We start from the raw sequence: 17,147 nt of genomic DNA, 5'->3' as shown, positions 1-17,147 counted from the left end.
AGCGGGAGGCTTATTATTATCGTTATATTTTTTATTTAACCACTTAATTCACTAGCGTGATTAAAGTGCTCCGTAGATTACAGAACTAATTGCCGCAAGACCACAGATTGTTGTGAAAATCTGAACAGGCGCAGAAGTTTTGTACTTCGCCATTGCTGGCACGAGTTGCATGGCAATAACAGGCATTAGGAATAAGATTGCTGCAATCATAGGCGCGCCCATGGTTTCAATCATGCCTAGGATGCTAGGGTTAGCAATAGCCACAATCCAAGTGGTGATAACGATAAATACTAAAGAGAATTTTTCAATCTGATCCACGGGTACTGAAGAGCGAGATTTGATCAGACCAACCATACCTTCATGAGCACCTAGGAAGTGACCAAAGTAGCTCGATGTAATCGCCGCAAACGCGACTAGAGGGCCCATGTAAGAGATCAGAGGTGACTCGTGAACGTTCGCTAGGTAAGACAATACCGAGATGTTTTGCTCTTGCGCCATGGCAAGCTCTTCTGGTGAAAGAGACAGCACAACAGAAAATACAAAGAACATCACGAAGCCCATCAGCATCATTGCCGCGCCGCCAGTAATCGTATCGGTTTTCTTTACTGCACCTTCTCCGTATACACGGCGTTGTTCTTTAGTGAACTGAGAAATAATTGGGCTGTGGTTGAAAGAGAATACGATGATCGGAATTGCTAGCCATACGACAGAAGGAAGGGCAGACCAGTCAGGTGCGACTTCCACCATAGAGCTATTCCAATCTGGAATCAGATAGACAGAGAGTGCCAGTAGAACCAATACCAATGGGTAAACCATGGCAGAGGTCGCTTTCAGCATGAGCTCTTTACCAAATACTACGCCAGCGGTCATAGCAGCAATAAGTGCCCCAGACAGCAACCAGCGAGGTATGGATTCCATGCCCATTTGGTTTACTAGGAAAGAATCTACTGTGTTTGTAATGCCAACACCATAGATAAGAACAATAGGGTAAATAGCGAAGAAGTAAGCGAAAGTGATAAGGTTTGCGCCATTTTTACCGAAGTGTTCTTCCACTGTATCAGTGATATCAGCTTGAGGGTTTTTCGCAGAGAGAACGAAGCGAGCAAGGGATTTGTGAGCGAACCAAGTCATTGGTGCTGCGATGAGAGCAAGGATTACTAATGGCCAGAAACCACCAGCTCCCGCTTTAATTGGTAGAAATAGTACGCCAGCACCTACCGCAGTACCGAAAAGTGACAGGCACCAGGTGAAGTCTTTGTAAGAAAACTTACTAGACGATTGTGCGGTCGAAACCGCTGATTTTGTAGCATTCATTTTGTGATACTCATTTTTGGGAACAGGAAATAAGTCGGGTGCAATTTTGCATAAAAATCTTGCACGAAAAATAGATCTAAATCATGAATTGATGCGAGTCATAATATGATATGTCAAAAACAGGTTTTTGCTCACGAAAATGATGTGCTACTAGTGATTTATGCTAATCCAATGCATTAGAAAAACTAATCTTGTTGCAAATTTGTTTTATGTATGTCGCGAGAAAACGTTTGCCTTATTGATGAATAGTTTAACTAATGTGATTAAACGTCGAACAATACCAATAAATGTTAATGTTGCGGCATGATATGGTTTTGCATGGCGTGGATAATTTGTGCTGTCATCCCCCAAATAAAGTGCTTTTCGTAGGACAGGCCAAACACACGGTGTGAATGGTTACGAAACTGGAAGCGTTCGCTATGCAAGTGACGTTTGTCGAGCACGATTTCAGCGGGTACTTCGAACACTTCGTCCACTTCATTGGCGTCAATGTTTGCTTGGTAATCAGGGGATACGAAGGCGAGAAAGGGGGTCACCGTAAACTTACTGATGGTGATGAGTTCTGGCATCTGGCCAAAAATGGCAATTTGTCGGTGTTTGATACCAATTTCTTCGTAAGTCTCTCTTAATGCAGTATCCGCCAATGAGTGGTCCCAATCTTCATATTTACCACCGGGAAAACTGACTTGCCCGGGGTGATGTTTTAGGTGCTTTGCGCGTTTGGTGAAAATGATATTTAGCCCGTTCCCCCTTTCTACAAACCCTATAAGTACTGAGGCTTTACGTAATGATTCATGATGAATGTGTGCAACTCGTTTCAAAGCTTCATGGTGATAATCGACGGTTTGCTGTAACTGGAACTTTTGAATTAATAGGTTTTTATTGAGTTCTGACAACACGTTAGCTCCGAATGCTTATTTGAAAAACTATACTTTATGACTCATGCTTGAGAGACCACCATATACTAAGGATAGCTCAATATATGAAAGGACTTATCTTTACAGAATTTATGGACTTAGTTGAAGAGAAGTTTGGCCTCGATGCTCTTGATAAACTTCTTTCTGATGCAGGCGATGAAGGTGTCTACACCTCAGTCGGCAGCTATGATCACAGAGACTTGGTAAAGCTTATCGTTCAGTTAAGCAAACAAACGGGTATTTCTGCCGAAGAATTGCAGCGTGTTTTTGGCCAATCTGTGTTTGAAAACCTCTATCAGTCTTTGCCTGAACGAAGTAGCTTACAAGGGTGTAAAAACTCACTTCAGTTTATTCGTTTGGTTGAAGATTATATCCACATCGAAGTGAAAAAACTGTATCAACAAGCCAATCCTCCACGCTTTGAATTTATCTCTGAAACCGAAACAGAAATGGTCTTTGATTACAAAAGCGCCCGCTGTATGTCCCATGTCTGCTTGGGTTTGATTGAAGGGTGTGCTCAGCATTTTAATGAATCGCTTAACATTGAGATGGAAAACAATCATAAAAGCGGCAATGATGTTAGGTTCAAGGTAGCAGTCGTAGGGTAAATGAATGAGTAATCAGTCTGCGCTGGAACGGAAAATTGCCAGAGAAATTGCTGCACGCAAGCAAGCGGAGTTGTTGCTAGAGCAGAAAAGTCTCGAACTTTATGAGGCGAATGAACACTTAAAGTTGGTGCTTACCCAACTGAAAAGGCAAACGCACAAAGATTTACACAAACTGGCTTTTGAAGAGCAAATAAACGAGATTCTGATCCACTTCGGCCGAGCTTTCCTTAGTCGCACGTTAGATGATGGCTTGCTGTCCAACCTGCTTGAACGCCTTGATTCCTCTTCCGCGTTGACAGCGTCTGGGCTTTTTCTCGACCCTGGCATTGCCTCGACGATTCACGATAGCCACTTTGGTTACCAACAGCGAGACACAATAGATGGAATTAAGCCTTATGCATATTGGCAAGAAGAAAGGCTCTCTCTTCCATTAGAGGTCGATCATCAGGTGGTGGGTGAGTTGTCAGTGTTCACCGAAGATCATGATATTGAACCTGAATTTATCGTTAGCCAAATGCGTTTGGTTGCGGATTTGCTTTGCAGCGCCATTAGCCGACAAATTATGCTGACCAATACTCAAGAGGCGAGAGCCAGAGCAGAAGAATCAGAGAGGGCGACCAAAGAGTTTGTCGCCATGATAAATCATGAGTTAAGAACACCACTAAATGGGTTGCTAGGAAGCGCTGAATTATTGTCGGATACCTCGTTGGATGAAGAGCAACGTACCTTGCTAACCAACCTTTCTCATACTGGTGATTTCTTGAGGCATATCATCAATGACATTCTTGATTTTAGTAAAATGAGCGCAGGTATGATGGAGCTAATTCCATCGACTTTTGCTTGGCTAGAACTGACCAATATGCTCGATGGGGTGTTTGCGAATAGAGCACAGGACAAAGGGATTCATTTTTCAATTGACTCGGCGCCAGAAGTACCAGAGTTTTTGATAGGGGATTTTGACCGGATTTGCCAGATTCTGATCAACCTCGTCGGCAATGCCATCAAGTTTACTTCAGCAGGCTCAGTGCAAGTCAAAGTGTTCTGGCTAGAAGATAACCTTAAGGTCATGGTGAAAGATACGGGCATAGGTATAGCAGAAGAAGCAAAAGCGATTCTTTTTGATCCTTTTGTGCAGGCCGACAGAACCGCTAAACGTCATTTTGAGGGAACAGGTTTGGGTTTGGCAATCTGCAAAAACCTCATCGATCTGATGAAAGGAGAAATCGGTTTTACCAGCCAAAAAGGTGTAGGCACGGAGTTTAAGCTATCTATTCCGCTTAAAGTCGCCACTCAAGCGTTGCAGAGTGAAAGTACGGAGAATAAGGCGACAAAGCCGCTGGAAAATTTGTCTATCTTGGTGGTGGACGATATCCGCATGAATCAAGTTATTATCAATCAAATGTTGAAAAAGCTGTCGATCACGCCTGATATCGCTAACAATGGTGTGGAAGCCATCAAAGCCGCATCTGGAAGCCGATATGATCTCATTTTTATGGATTGTCGAATGCCAGAGATGGACGGTTTTGAAGCCACCAGTTACTTACGTGAACAAGAATTCGAACTGCCTATCATAGCTTTAACGGCTGGGACAACGCTGGAAGAGCGTGAAAGATGTATTCAAAGCGGCATGAATGACATTTTAACCAAACCGTACACGGCAAAAGACCTAAAACTCATGCTCGAAAAGTGGGCTTAATTCTCGAGCACGGGCAGAATTCTGCACAGCTTGTCTAATGTTTCTTGATATTCTGCTTCACTGTCACTGTCGGCGACCAAGCCGCCACCTGCCCAGACATGAATTTGATGGCCCTCAGCGATCAGTGTTCGGATAGTAATACTCGTATCCATCGAACCATGGCGGCTTATGTAGCCGATGCTACCACAGTAGGCGCTGCGGCAATGTGGCTCCAGTTCTTCGATGATCTCCATGGCTCGAATTTTAGGAGCGCCTGTGATTGACCCCCCAGGAAAGCTAGCACGCAGCAGATCTGCAGGTGAGTATTGAATATCTAACTCAGCTCTTATTGTACTCACTAGGTGATGCACGGCTGGAAAACTCTCAATATCGAACAGTTTGGGAACATGTACTGAACCAGGTTTTGCAACCCGTCCCACATCATTTCTCAGCAAGTCGACGATCATCAGATTTTCCGCTTGATCTTTCTCTGCCATCGCCAGTGCCTTTGCAGAAGCGGAATCTAATTCAGCGTCTTGATACCTAGGCCGAGTGCCTTTGATGGGCTTTGTTTCAATTAGACGGTCGTGTACTTGCAAAAAGCGTTCAGGTGAAACACTCAGGATTGCGCTGCATTCAGTACGGACAAAGGCGGAAAAAGGCCCTTTATTGACTGATTCGAGCTTCTGATACGCATGCCACTCACTACCTGAGTATTGAGCACTAAACCTCTGAGCCAGGTTAATCTGATAGCAGTCTCCCGAGCGCAAATACTCTTGGACTTGATGAAAGCGATCGCGATACGCTTGCTTTGACATGTTGGATTGCCAAGGACTGCATAGAGAAAAGCCCTGCGAGCCTTGATTGGTTTGCGACTCGAGCCAATGATAATGACGTTCAACGTTCTCGCCGACGACGAACGCTTGTTTCTCTTTATGATCAACCACCACTGCCCACTCATAGATACCTACCGCCATATCTGGCGATGAGAGATCTCGCTCAGCCATTTTGGGAAGTTTTTCTACTCTGCGACCTAAATCGTAGGCAAAGTAGCCTAGTGCTCCACCAATAAATGGCAAATCACCTTTGTATTCTTGGTTGGGCAGCCATTGGTTCTGTTGTTGCTCTAAGAGTGTAAAAGGGTCTTGACCGGATTCAAATTGCCCAGCGGGGTTAACGATCTTCGTTAATTCGCCACAGGTGGTGAGTTTAACGATGGGATCAGCAACTAAAATATCAAATCGGCTATCTATGTGGTTATCGGATGCAGAACGTAACAACATCGACCACGGTTTGTCTTCAATTCGGCTAAAAAGACGTTTTGAAAGCTCTGGATGGTAGTTAATCGGTTTGATTTCTAAGCAATTTAGTGTGCTGTTATTCATTTGTTTAATTTGTGACAAAGAGATCGTTCACTGCATAGCAAGAGAGGGAAACCAAGAGTATCATATTGCCAACTATCGCCGCTACAGTGACGTTTTATAATAAAAAGGTGGTGTCAGTCTTCTAAACTTGTGGTTAAAAGCAAGAATATAAACTGGCGTCTATACGGCGGTGTTAAAGGAAGCATAACTATAACGAGGCATGCAATGACGGTAATTCGCAAGCAAGATGTGATCAGCAGTGTCGCTGATGCACTTCAGTATATTTCTTACTATCACCCTCTAGACTTTGTTCAAGCCCTTGAAGAAGCCTATCACAAAGAAGAGAGCCAAGCGGCGAAAGACGCGATTGCTCAGATTCTTATCAACTCGCGTATGTCTGCAGAAGGTCACCGGCCAATCTGTCAGGACACAGGCATCGTTACCTGCTTTGTCAATATCGGTATGGAAGTCCAGTGGGACTCTACCGATATGACGGTTCAGCAAATGGTCGATGAAGGTGTTCGTCAGGCATACACAAACCCTGATAACCCTCTACGAGCGTCTGTTTTGCTCGACCCAGCAGGTAAGCGAATCAATACCAAGGACAACACGCCTGCGGTTGTTCACATCAACATGGTGCCGGGCAATACGGTTGAGATACAAATCGCTGCCAAAGGCGGCGGTTCTGAAAATAAGACCAAGATGGTCATGCTTAATCCGTCTGATGATGTGGCTGAATGGGTTGAAAAAACACTGCCGACAATGGGGGCGGGTTGGTGCCCTCCGGGAATGCTAGGCATAGGTATTGGCGGTACAGCTGAAAAAGCAGCAGTACTGGCAAAAGAATCTCTGATGGAGCACATCGACATTCAAGAGTTGATTGAGCGTGGTCCTGAAAACGCAGAAGAAGAGCTACGTCTCGACATTTTCAACCGTGTTAACAAACTGGGCATTGGTGCTCAAGGTCTAGGTGGTTTAACCACCGTCGTGGATGTGAAAATCAAGACAGCGCCGACGCATGCGGCATCCAAGCCAGTGTGTTTGATTCCCAACTGTGCTGCAACGCGCCACGTGCATTTTACCTTAGATGGTTCAGGTCCAGCGGACTTGACGCCACCTAAGCTTGAAGAGTGGCCAGATATCACTTGGGAAGCAGGAGCCAATACCCGTCGTGTCAACCTTGATGACGTCACGCAAAAAGACGTTGAAGAGTGGAAGACTGGCGAAACGGTACTGTTATCAGGAAAGATCTTGACGGGGCGTGATGCGGCGCATAAACGTATCCAGACAATGCTGCAAAATGGTGAAGGTTTGCCACCGGGCGTTGACCTTAAAGGCAAGTTCATTTACTACGTTGGCCCAGTTGATGCTGTGGGCGATGAGGCTGTGGGTCCAGCAGGCCCGACGACCTCAACTCGTATGGATAAATTCACCGACATGATGCTCGAAGAAACAGGCATTATGGGCATGATTGGTAAAGCAGAGCGTGGCCCAGCGACCGTGGAATCCATCAAAAAGCATAAAGCGGTTTATCTAATGGCTGTCGGTGGTGCTGCCTACTTGGTGGCAAAAGCCATCAAGAAAGCGCGTGTTGTGGCGTTTGAAGACTTGGGCATGGAAGCGATTTACGAATTCGAAGTGGAAGATATGCCAGTCACGGTTGCTGTGGATTCAACGGGGGCTAATGCTCACCAGATCGGCCCAGATACTTGGAAAGTAAAAATTCAGGAAATGGAGTCTCAATCATAGAACGGGTGAGAAACCACTGAATGAAAGGGTAAACAGTGGATAAAGGTGCGGTATGCCGCACCTTTTTATCAGATTTTTCGCGTTAAAGAACTCAAGGAGCATTCATGCCACGATTTGTTCAAATCCTACAACTGATTATTGCCGTAGTGGTCGGTACGTTGCTCGGCTACGATTTATTCCTTAATGGGATTAGCATTTTTGATCAAAAGTACGTCATCATGACTTGTGCTTTATTGGTTCTATTGGAAATCGCTTTGTTTGTGATCTACAAGCTGATAGAAGATGACTAACGCTATCTGGTGCGTTTGCCCACGTTTAAAGCATCTAAGCCTCTGATTTTTATCAGAGGCTTTTTTATTCATCTTTCATTAAGATTACAATGATTAGGATGAATGTGTGTTCCAAGCAAAGAGACGGTCAATGAAGAACATAACTCAGGAAGTGAATGATTTTATAAATCGAAGTGTTGATTCCCATGTGCGGGTAGCCGTGACGGGGTTATCACGCGCTGGTAAAACAGCGTTTATTAGTTCACTCGTCAATCAACTATTACACACTTCCACTCATGACAACCTACCTCTATTGGCATCGGCTCGCGATAAACGTATCGTGGGTGCAAAGCGAGAACCTCAAGCCAATATGATGGTACCGCGCTTTGCGTATGATGAAGCGATGGAAGACGTATTCTCTGAGCCGCCAACATGGCCCGAGCCGACGCGCGATGTCAGCGAAATTCGTCTTGCTGTGAAATACAAATCGACGAGAAAATCTAAAAAGCTGTTTAGCAGCACATCAAGGTTACACATCGATATTATTGACTATCCTGGTGAATGGTTGCTCGATCTACCGTTACTGGACATGAGCTTTCACCAATGGTCACAGACACAATTCAACGCACTTAAAGGTCAACGTGGGGAGCTGGCACAAGACTGGTTAGCTAAACTCGAACAACTAGACCTGACTGGTGACGTCAATGAAAGAGAGCTTGAAGCGATCGCACAGAGTTACACTCAGTATTTACACAATTGCAAGGCGACGGGGTTGCACTGGGTTCAGCCTGGTAGGTTTGTTTTACCAGGTGAGCTGGAAGGTGCGCCAGTGTTGCAGTTTTTCCCGTGCCGCTTTGATACAGAGAGTAAAGTGAGTAAGGACTCCAATTTAGCCATGCTCGAAGCGCGCTATCAGGAATATCAACAAAAAGTCGTGAAAGCGTTTTACAAGCATCACTTCTCGACGTTTGACCGTCAAATCGTTTTGGTCGACTGCCTACAACCTTTAAACGCTGGTTACGAATCGTTCCACGACATGCGCCATGCCATTGAACAGATCATGCATAGCTTCCGCTATGGCCGAAGCAATATACTAAAGAGATTATTTGCGCCGAGAATCGACAAGATATTGTTTGCGGCGACTAAGGCCGACCATGTTACTCCAGAGCAGCATCCCAACCTTGTTTCTCTGCTGCAACAGATGGTTCATCCCTCTTGGCAAACGGCGTCCTATGAAAACATCGAGATGAGCTGTATCTCTATGGCGTCTATTCAGGCAACCAAAACAGGTTTCATCAACCGTGGTACTGAATCCGTTCCTGCTATACAAGGAATAAACCTTGAGGGACAACCCATGACAATATTTCCGGGAGAGGTTCCGCAAAAACTACCTCACAAGCGTTTTTGGCAAAACGAGGGATTCGAATTTATTGGCTTTCGGCCACTTTCTAGCTCGGAAGATGATCCTATTCCTCATATTCGTCTCGATAAAGCGCTGGAATACCTGATTGGAGACAAGCTGAAATGACCGATTATCAAGACCCAAAGCTGAAGCAAAAACAAGTCTTCAACCAAACATTGGATCAAGAACCTTTGGGTAGCGAGCCAGACCTGACCTCGCAAATGCAGTTCGAAGAACGAGAAACGTTCATACCAGCGGCAATCAGCTCTGAAGAAACGTTGAGTGGGGCTGAGGAAAACCTAGCACAGGTAATTCGACCTAAAACCGGGCGTCGATGGCTAGCGAGTGGTCTACTTACGGGTTTTTCTGGCTTAGTCGGCTGGCAAGCCATCGACAGTATTATGGTGTCTGTTCAAAATGCAGATTGGTTAGCGCTTGGCTGGGCTGGTTTTATGTCGACACTGGCGGCGCTAGGCATAGGAGCAATGGGTAAGGAACTATGGAAGCTTAAGACGTTACGTCATCACTTTTCGGTTCAAGAACAGAGTGAAGCGCTAATTGCTGGTAATAGTGTCGGTCGCGGAAAAGCTTTTTGTGAAGCTATCGCTAAGCAAAGCGGCATTAAGCCAGAATCACCAAGCTATGACCGCTGGGCACACAGTGTTAATGCTTCTCACAGCGACTCCGAAGTACTCGACATGTATGACGCGATGGTCGTGAGTGAACAAGACAAGAAAGCGAGCAAAATCGTCACTCAGTACGCGACGGAATCTGCCGCTTTGGTGGCAATTAGCCCACTGGCCATTGTTGATATGTTGCTGGTCGCATGGCGCAATTTCAAAATGATCGACAGTCTCGCCGATGTTTACGGTGTAGAGCTCGGATACTGGTCTAGATTGAAGCTTTTCAAAGCAACATTGATCAACATGGCCGCGGCAGGGGCAAGTGAACTGGCGATAGATGCCAGTATGGATTTAATGTCGATGGATCTTGCGGGGAAAGTATCCGCGAGAGCAGGGCAAGGGCTTGGGGTTGGTATACTGACCGCAAGGCTAGGAATCAAAGCGATGACATTACTTAGGCCTATACCTTGGCATCAGGAAAGAAAAGTTAGTTTAGGTGCGATAAGAAAGCAGATTGTAGAAAAAATCGCCTCTATAACAATCAAATAGTGTGAATGTGAAGCAAGTAATGCTGGTTTGCTTGACGAGGATCTAGGCTTAAGGGAAACTACTGTCAACTTTTCCTGACACCTAAGACTAGGGATTTAATCAGTGCGTTTAGAAGTGATATGTGAAGACAGATTAGGGCTCACCCGTGAGCTACTCGATATTCTGGCTTCTAAAAATATTGATTTGCGAGGGATCGAAATCGACACCATAGGTATTATCTACCTCAACTGTCCTGATATCGATTTCGATACTTTCAGTGAACTTATGGCCGAGATACGTCGAATTTCAGGTGTGAGAGACGTTCGTAAAATTCAGTTCATGCCGATGGAAAGGCACAATACAGAACTTATCTCTCTGCTTAATAACTTGCCTGAGCCAGTATTGGCGATTGATTTGAAAGGCAATGTTGATATGGCGAACCACGCGGCTTTAGGCTTGTTCAGGTGTGAAGAACAGGAGATGATTGGTCACCAAATCAGCACTCTGCTACCCAGCTTTAATTTTTCTAAGTGGGCTGAGGGGAAGATCACCCGTCAGCGAGAAAACATTGTTATTGGCGGTCTCGACTACAGCATGGAGATCATGCCAGTTTACATCACTGATGAATCCAACGAATCGATCTTGGCCAGTACAGTGATGATCATCCGCTCTACGCAAGAAAAGTCGGTCTTAGAAGATTCATTACCCCTGCACAACAATCTCGGCTTTGAACATTTTGTCGGCATATCCAATCGGCACAAGGCACTAATGAGCCAAGCGAAAAAACTGTCGATGCTTGAGCAGCCATTGCTGATTCAAGGAGAGACGGGCACAGGGAAAGAGATGCTGGCCAGAGCGTGTCATAATCGTTCCCATCGAGCGGCTTCACCATTCCTTGTTCTGAGTTGTGCTTCAATGCCCGATGATGTGGCCGAAACTGAGCTGTTTGGTCATGCCCCGGGCTCGTTCAACCATGAACAGGGTCATAAGGGCATTTTTGAACAAGCGGATGGCGGCACGGTTTTCTTAGATGAAATTGGCGAAATGAGCCCTCATCTACAGATTAAGTTATTACGCTTACTCCAAGATGGCACTTTCCGTCGCGTAGGGGCTGAGCAAGAAATTCATGTCGATGTTCGAGTGATCGCTTCTACTCGTCATAACCTTGCTGATCTCGCGGAGTCTAAATCGTTCCGTGAAGATCTTTTTTACCGCTTGAATGTTTTAACACTTAATATTCCTGCACTACGAGAGCGCTCAAATGATATTGGCCCGCTTCTCGAACTGTTTGTCGTCAAATATGTTAAACAACTCGGTATCAAGAAGCCCAATATTGATGAAACCTTAGTTGCTCAGTTGGTTAACTATCAGTGGCCAGGGAACATGCGACAGTTAGAGAATATGGTGTTGAGAGCGTTAACTGAGCTAGATACAGAGACGTTGACTGTCGATCTATTTCATTTGCCGCAACTCGACACTCCTTCCACAAGTGGGGCGACCATTAATCTAGATGGTTCACTAGATGAAATCATGAAAGATTATGAGTCTCAGGTTCTGGAACGCCTTTATCAGTCGTTCCCGTCAAGCCGAAAATTGGCCAAACGCCTCAACGTTTCCCACACCTCAGTGGCTAACAAACTACGTGAATACGGAATAAGAAAAAACTAGATGGAACGAATCAGTACTCCTCAACAGGTGTTTGAGCAGGATGAAGGTATTATTCTGCGCACCGCGGAACCTACCGACGGTCAGTTGATCTCTGATTACTTTATTGCTAATCGAGAACACCTCAAGCAGTGGGAACCCAGACGGGAAGAGGCTTTCTTCTCAGAGTTTGGCTGGACACAGCGTTTGATTAAGTTGAACGAGCTTCACCGTATGGGTTTAGGTTACTACTTGCTCATCATTGATAGTGAAACGAACGAAATGTTGGGTACGGTTTCGTTTAGCAATATTTCTCGATTCCCTTTTCACGCCTGTAACCTTGGCTATTCACTTGGTAAAACTGCACAGGGGCGGGGTGTGATGACGCGAGCTTTGAAGATGGCCGTTCGCTATATGTTTACTATCCAAAACATCCATCGAATTATGGCGGGCTACATGCCACGAAATCATCGCAGTGAAGCCGTGCTTGAGCGTCTTGGATTCCAAAGGGAAGGATTCGCCAAAGATTATCTGCTGATTGATGGGAAGTGGGAAGACCACAACCTGACGTCATTGCTTAACCCCAACTGGATAAAAAACTGACCATGGATAGATTAGAGAAACAACTGGCTTTGGTGATGGAGCTAGACCAACTGAAATCCGTTTTGCGAAGAACCCGTGTCAAAAGTGCTCAAGGTCGTCTTGAAAATAGCGCAGAACACAGCTGGCATGTTGCTCTAATGGCGATATTAATGGAAGAACACGCTAACGAGCCTGTTAATATTGCTCGTGTTGTGAAGATGCTACTGCTGCACGATATTGTTGAAATTGATGCTGGCGATACATTCGTGTACGACACAGCGGCCTCAAAAGTACAGGCGGAGAAAGAGCTTGTCGCTGCACAGCGATTGTTTGCTTTGCTTCCTAATGATCAAGGGCAGGAGCTTCTTGAACTATGGCTTGAGTTTGAGCGAGCTGAGTCAGCTGATGCTAAGTTTGGTAAAGCTCTGGACAGGATAATCCCAATGTTACTTAATTATCACAATAACGGTCAGAGTTGGCTAGAGCATGGCGTGACTCGTGAGCAAGCGCTGACGGTAAACCAGAAAATAGAATATGGCTCGCAAGCTTTATGGGGGAAGGCTCAGCAAGTCATTGAAGAAGCCACTCAAAAAGGATGGCTTAAAGCCTGAACAGGCCATACTACGAGGAAAATGAATGTCGTATCTCACTTTGGATGAATACCAAAGAAAATGGATTTTCACTCACCAATCTATGCCCGTACCAGAGCAAGATCTTGAGCAGATCAAGCCGATGACACAGGCGCGTGCTGCTCAGTTATGGAAAGAGAACATCAGTACTCAAAGCCCAGATGCAGAACGCCTGAGTTCAAGTGACTGGCCAATGAAAGAATCCAACTGGAAAGAAAGTCTTGATTGGATGGCGGCTTGGGAAGCCGACGAAGACGTGTTGCCAGAAGGCGTTGCCGAGTTTATTGATTGGCAGGACGACGTCACGGTCTATTTTTGCTACGAAAAATACAACGTCATCGAGACTAAATGGAGTATTTTTAAGAAACATTGGAAAAATTTCTTGTTCTACGATGATGGCCCGATTTTAATCGGTCGTCGACGCAAAGAATCTTTATGGTTTGATTCCGATGGCAAGGTTAAACTCGGTTATCGAGGCTAAAAAAAGCAGCCATTTAAGGCTGCTTTTTGCTGTTTATTGGCTAAACAAGGGTCACTACATTGCGCAGGCTGAGTAGTAACTTATGCGCACTACCACCAGACATACCGTAAGGGTCAAATTTCGCTTGAACCGAGTATTTAAGGTTGATCGGTGTGGTCAGGTTCATTTCGGGAATATAGCCCATACTCCAGTCACCGAATTCTCGCTCGAAGATCTCGCTGTAATCGAGCAACAAAATATCTTCATGTCGCTGATCATTAAGAATTTGATGATAAATCTTGTTTACCTGAGCTCTTGAACCCTCGAGGCACTGCAAAAAGTAATTGCGATTAAATAACAGTAAACCCGTCACATCGACTAGCGCGTTGTTTTTTCTCGCTACATCTAGAATATTTTGAATATCCGATTCGGTAATCCCTTTTGTTATTGTGCTTGCGTAAACCAACCTGACTAAGTACATAGTGTTCTCCTTGCTCGCCTCGTGCTTTCGTTCCCACTAACAGTATATGCAATAAAACACACCTTGTGATGTTAACTTGTACTTGACTAAGCCGACGGGTTTATGCTGTGTGACAACCAGCCTGACGCTGCAAATAATGGGTTTTTCTTATACTAAAGTCCATCTACCCCATGCATAGTATTTGAGCTATTCTGATAAAAAATTATTAAAAATATTGTCGTTGGCTTTCAACAGTAGAGGCGTTGGAGAAAGCACTATGAAAGACAATGGACCCGTTACTCAGAGGGAAGTGTTCTTTGATGACAAAAACGATTTGGTTTCGGTCACCGATATTCAGGGAAAAATAAAGTTTGTCAATGATGACTTTGTGTCCATTAGTGGTTTTTCACGAGAAGAGCTGACAGGGAAAGACCATAATATTGTCAGGCATCCAGATATGCCGCCAGCCGCGTTTAAAAGCTTATGGAGCACAATCCGAGCGGGTAAAATTTGGCGGGGCACCGTCAAAAATCGTTGTAAAAATGGGGATCATTACTGGGTCGATGCTTTCGTTTCCCCGATAATGAAAAATGGTCAGTTGGTCGGCATACAGTCGGTCCGTTCACAACCATCCAAACAACAGGTGGCTGATGCGGAAGCCTTATACAAAAAAATGCGCAGTAACGCCTCTCTTGAACTTCCTGGGCCAACACTGCTAGAGCGAGTGACATTCAACCAGTTTTTCTCACTTACTCATCTGATTTTGATGCTCGGTGGGGCAATTTTTGCGGGCCAATCTTTCTTCTCTGACCAGCTGACCAACGCTTTGGCCGCGGTGATTTTAACGGTTATTGCTGGCCTCAATTGGTTTGTTGTACGACAACGCATCTTAACGTCAGTGAAAGAGACCGAAGCGCTGATCAAAAAGATGTCTCAAGGCGATCTGTCTACGAAAATCAACCTGTCCAGACAAGACGAGATCGGCAGTCTAAACCAATCAGTCAAAATGCTGCAAGCACGCTATAAAGCGATTCTTAGCCAAGTCGTTGGGGCGTCACAAAAAGTTGTCGAAGACTCAGATAAGGTGTCGTCGGACAGTTTCCACATGCAGCAGATGATGGCCTCACAGTCATCCCACACTTCTCAAATCGCCAGTGCAATGACACAAATGGCGGCCACCGTGCAACAAGTAACGGAAAATACGATCCAAACCTCGCACACTGCACTCGAAACGCAAAAAAATGTTCAGGCTGGTGACGAACTTATAGAGCAAGGTTTAGAGAAGCTTTCCAACTTCTTGGTTGAGCTAGATGCAACCATTACTCAGATAGCACACGTGTCAGAACAGAGCCAAAGTATAGGGCAAGTAACCAAAACGATAAGTGAGATTGCAGAGCAAACCAACCTACTGGCATTGAATGCTGCAATAGAGGCAGCTCGTGCGGGTGAGCAAGGTCGTGGTTTTGCTGTCGTGGCGGATGAGGTGCGCAGTTTGGCACAGAGAACACAAACCGCGACAGAGGACATTAATTCGATGCTAGAGAGCCTACAGAAAGGCGTTCAGGCCTCATCGACAAGAATTTCCGAAAACAACACTCTTGCTCAGAATGCCTACGAAGGTGTTTCTAAAGCCAGAGAAACCTTCTCCGAGATTATTCATCAAGTCAGCCATGTCAATGATATGAGCACGCAAATAGCGGCGGCCTCGGAAGAGCAATCTACAGTCGTTCAAGATATGAACAAGTCGGTAGAAGTCATCAGCGAAAAAAGTGTCGACACTGAAGAGAGTGCCCTCCATCTGCAGAACAAAGCCAAAGCTTTGAGCCAGCAAGCCTTAGAACTAAGAGAGCAGTTAGCAGACTTCAAACTGAGTGGTGTTAAACGGATTGATTTCACTGATATTAAAAACGCCCATTTAGCTTGGAAAACCAAGGTTCGTTCTTATTTGAATGGTGATCATCAAGCATTAGACAAAAAAGTCGCCTGTGACCATCATTTCTGTGCATTGGGCAAATGGTACTACGGAGAAGGAAAAAGCCTTTATGGTACTGAGGCCACATTCAAAGCTCTAGAGCCACCTCACGCGAAACTCCATGGTGTGATTAAGGATGTACTCGAATTGATAGACCAAGGTCAACACGAAGACGCCAATAGAGCGTTTGAACAAATAGAGCCAATATCTAAGGAGGTTGTGCGTAAAATTTCCGATCTTGAGCGAGCGATTAATCAGAAAATGTCGCGGTGACGCCGCACTGAGCCAATTAAAAGAGAAAAGGGGAGTACCGACGAGAGTCGGCTCTGTTGGGAGAAAAATGCATTGAGCATTAGTGCCAAGAGCTTGTTGTGGGTATGTCCTCTTTTCTTAAATCTAGAGACCAGAGTCTACAGCCTTTCTATCCATGAAATCTCTCAGGCATGACTCGTTTTCGGTGATCGAGGTAAGAAGATGATAACATTTTTGGAGTTAGTTTTAATTGTGGTCCCCATCACGGTTTATTTTGCTGGGGATGAAAAAGTGATTTCGTCTACCTTCGCGCTGGTGGTTTTAGTGACGTCTTTTATCGTGCTTATTTTGGAGCTATCAGTGGGCTGGCTTATAGTGATTGGTGTCATCGCTTCTGAGTTCCCTGAGCCGAGTATTTTTGTCGGTACCGAAATTTGGAATCTCTTGGTAGGTCCGCTGATACTTACACTGTATGTTTATGTTATCTCCGAAGTCGTCCAAAACTCACCACGTGTTTAAGCGCTTTTCGCTTCGGCTCTGGTGCCATGGAACACTGAGGCCGTGAAGTATTGAGTTTGCGTTTATTGATTCCAAACACCAGCTTAGCCACAACAAGATTGTTACGTAATCGTTGGGACGCTGTCTTACGAGCTCAAATTGATAGACCACCTTGGCCTCTTGTACTGCTTGCTGCTGAGC

16 protein-coding genes are annotated in these 17,147 nt (G+C 45.2%); 12 read left to right on the top strand and 4 right to left on the bottom strand.

Features of this window, described 5'->3' with window-relative positions:
- Positions 1-60: 60 nt before the first annotated feature.
- Both TW84_RS04255 and TW84_RS04250 read right to left on the bottom strand, forming a co-directional pair.
- Positions 61-1,314, bottom strand: coding sequence for an aromatic amino acid transport family protein (locus TW84_RS04255; RefSeq protein ID WP_045974436.1), 1,254 nt, complete (start codon positions 1,312-1,314; stop codon positions 61-63).
- A gap of 290 nt (positions 1,315-1,604) precedes the next feature.
- Complete coding sequence (locus tag TW84_RS04250) at positions 1,605-2,213, bottom strand: CoA pyrophosphatase (protein ID WP_045974435.1); 609 nt, start codon at positions 2,211-2,213, stop codon at positions 1,605-1,607.
- A gap of 83 nt (positions 2,214-2,296) precedes the next feature.
- On the opposite strand from TW84_RS04250, the gene TW84_RS04245 reads away from it, so the two are divergent.
- Together TW84_RS04245 and TW84_RS04240 are read left to right on the top strand one after the other, a co-directional pair.
- The gene (locus tag TW84_RS04245) at positions 2,297-2,839 is read left to right on the top strand and encodes a heme NO-binding domain-containing protein (RefSeq protein ID WP_045974434.1); all 543 of its coding nucleotides are present in this window, start codon (positions 2,297-2,299) and stop codon (positions 2,837-2,839) included.
- A 4-nt stretch (positions 2,840-2,843) separates the two neighbouring features.
- Positions 2,844-4,535 (top strand): ATP-binding protein, encoded by a 1,692-nt coding sequence (locus TW84_RS04240; RefSeq protein ID WP_045974433.1) that lies wholly within the window; start codon positions 2,844-2,846, stop codon positions 4,533-4,535.
- Here TW84_RS04240 and pabB read toward each other — a convergent pair.
- Positions 4,532-5,899, bottom strand: a complete 1,368-nt coding sequence (pabB, locus tag TW84_RS04235) for an aminodeoxychorismate synthase component I (protein WP_045974432.1) — start codon at positions 5,897-5,899, stop codon at positions 4,532-4,534. The genes TW84_RS04240 and pabB overlap by 4 nt on opposite strands.
- Before the next feature lie 204 nt (positions 5,900-6,103).
- Between pabB and TW84_RS04230 the strand changes: the two genes are divergently transcribed.
- From TW84_RS04230 to TW84_RS04195, 8 genes are all read left to right on the top strand, one after another.
- Complete coding sequence (locus TW84_RS04230) at positions 6,104-7,627, top strand: fumarate hydratase (protein WP_045974431.1); 1,524 nt, start codon at positions 6,104-6,106, stop codon at positions 7,625-7,627.
- Positions 7,628-7,731: 104 nt separating this feature from the next.
- The gene (locus TW84_RS04225; RefSeq protein ID WP_045974430.1) at positions 7,732-7,917 is read left to right on the top strand and encodes a hypothetical protein; all 186 of its coding nucleotides are present in this window, start codon (positions 7,732-7,734) and stop codon (positions 7,915-7,917) included.
- Positions 7,918-8,047: 130 nt separating this feature from the next.
- Positions 8,048-9,424, top strand: coding sequence for a YcjX family GTP-binding protein (locus TW84_RS04220; protein ID WP_045974429.1), 1,377 nt, complete (start codon positions 8,048-8,050; stop codon positions 9,422-9,424).
- Positions 9,421-10,470 (top strand): YcjF family protein, encoded by a 1,050-nt coding sequence (locus tag TW84_RS04215; protein ID WP_045974428.1) that lies wholly within the window; start codon positions 9,421-9,423, stop codon positions 10,468-10,470. The genes TW84_RS04220 and TW84_RS04215 overlap by 4 nt, the downstream gene beginning before the upstream one ends.
- A 102-nt stretch (positions 10,471-10,572) precedes the next feature.
- On the top strand, positions 10,573-12,117 hold the full coding sequence (gene tyrR / locus TW84_RS04210) for a transcriptional regulator TyrR (RefSeq protein ID WP_045974427.1): 1,545 nt from the start codon (positions 10,573-10,575) through the stop codon (positions 12,115-12,117).
- A complete protein-coding gene (gene rimJ, locus TW84_RS04205; protein WP_045974426.1) occupies positions 12,118-12,696 on the top strand; it encodes a ribosomal protein S5-alanine N-acetyltransferase in 579 nt (192 codons plus the stop codon).
- Positions 12,697-12,698: 2 nt separating this feature from the next.
- Positions 12,699-13,286, top strand: a complete 588-nt coding sequence (locus TW84_RS04200; protein ID WP_045974425.1) for an HD domain-containing protein — start codon at positions 12,699-12,701, stop codon at positions 13,284-13,286.
- 25 nt (positions 13,287-13,311) lie between these two features.
- Positions 13,312-13,785, top strand: a complete 474-nt coding sequence (locus tag TW84_RS04195) for a DUF2947 domain-containing protein (protein WP_045974424.1) — start codon at positions 13,312-13,314, stop codon at positions 13,783-13,785.
- 40 nt (positions 13,786-13,825) lie between these two features.
- Here the strand turns inward: TW84_RS04195 and TW84_RS04190 are convergent, their stop codons facing one another.
- The gene (locus TW84_RS04190) at positions 13,826-14,245 is read right to left on the bottom strand and encodes a BLUF domain-containing protein (RefSeq protein WP_045974423.1); all 420 of its coding nucleotides are present in this window, start codon (positions 14,243-14,245) and stop codon (positions 13,826-13,828) included.
- Positions 14,246-14,501: 256 nt separating this feature from the next.
- On the opposite strand from TW84_RS04190, the gene TW84_RS04185 reads away from it, so the two are divergent.
- Together TW84_RS04185 and TW84_RS04180 are read left to right on the top strand one after the other, a co-directional pair.
- Complete coding sequence (locus tag TW84_RS04185) at positions 14,502-16,469, top strand: methyl-accepting chemotaxis protein (protein ID WP_045974422.1); 1,968 nt, start codon at positions 14,502-14,504, stop codon at positions 16,467-16,469.
- A gap of 201 nt (positions 16,470-16,670) precedes the next feature.
- Entirely contained in the window at positions 16,671-16,967 is a 297-nt protein-coding gene (locus tag TW84_RS04180) for a hypothetical protein (protein ID WP_045974421.1), read from the top strand.
- The last annotated feature ends 180 nt before the right edge of the window (positions 16,968-17,147 follow it).

This window comes from Vibrio neptunius (genome assembly GCF_000967495.1).
In the GTDB taxonomy this organism is placed as follows: Bacteria; Pseudomonadota; Gammaproteobacteria; order Enterobacterales; family Vibrionaceae; genus Vibrio; species Vibrio neptunius.
Note: the sequence above shows the minus strand (reverse complement) of the source record. Positions and strands in the feature narration are given on the sequence as shown.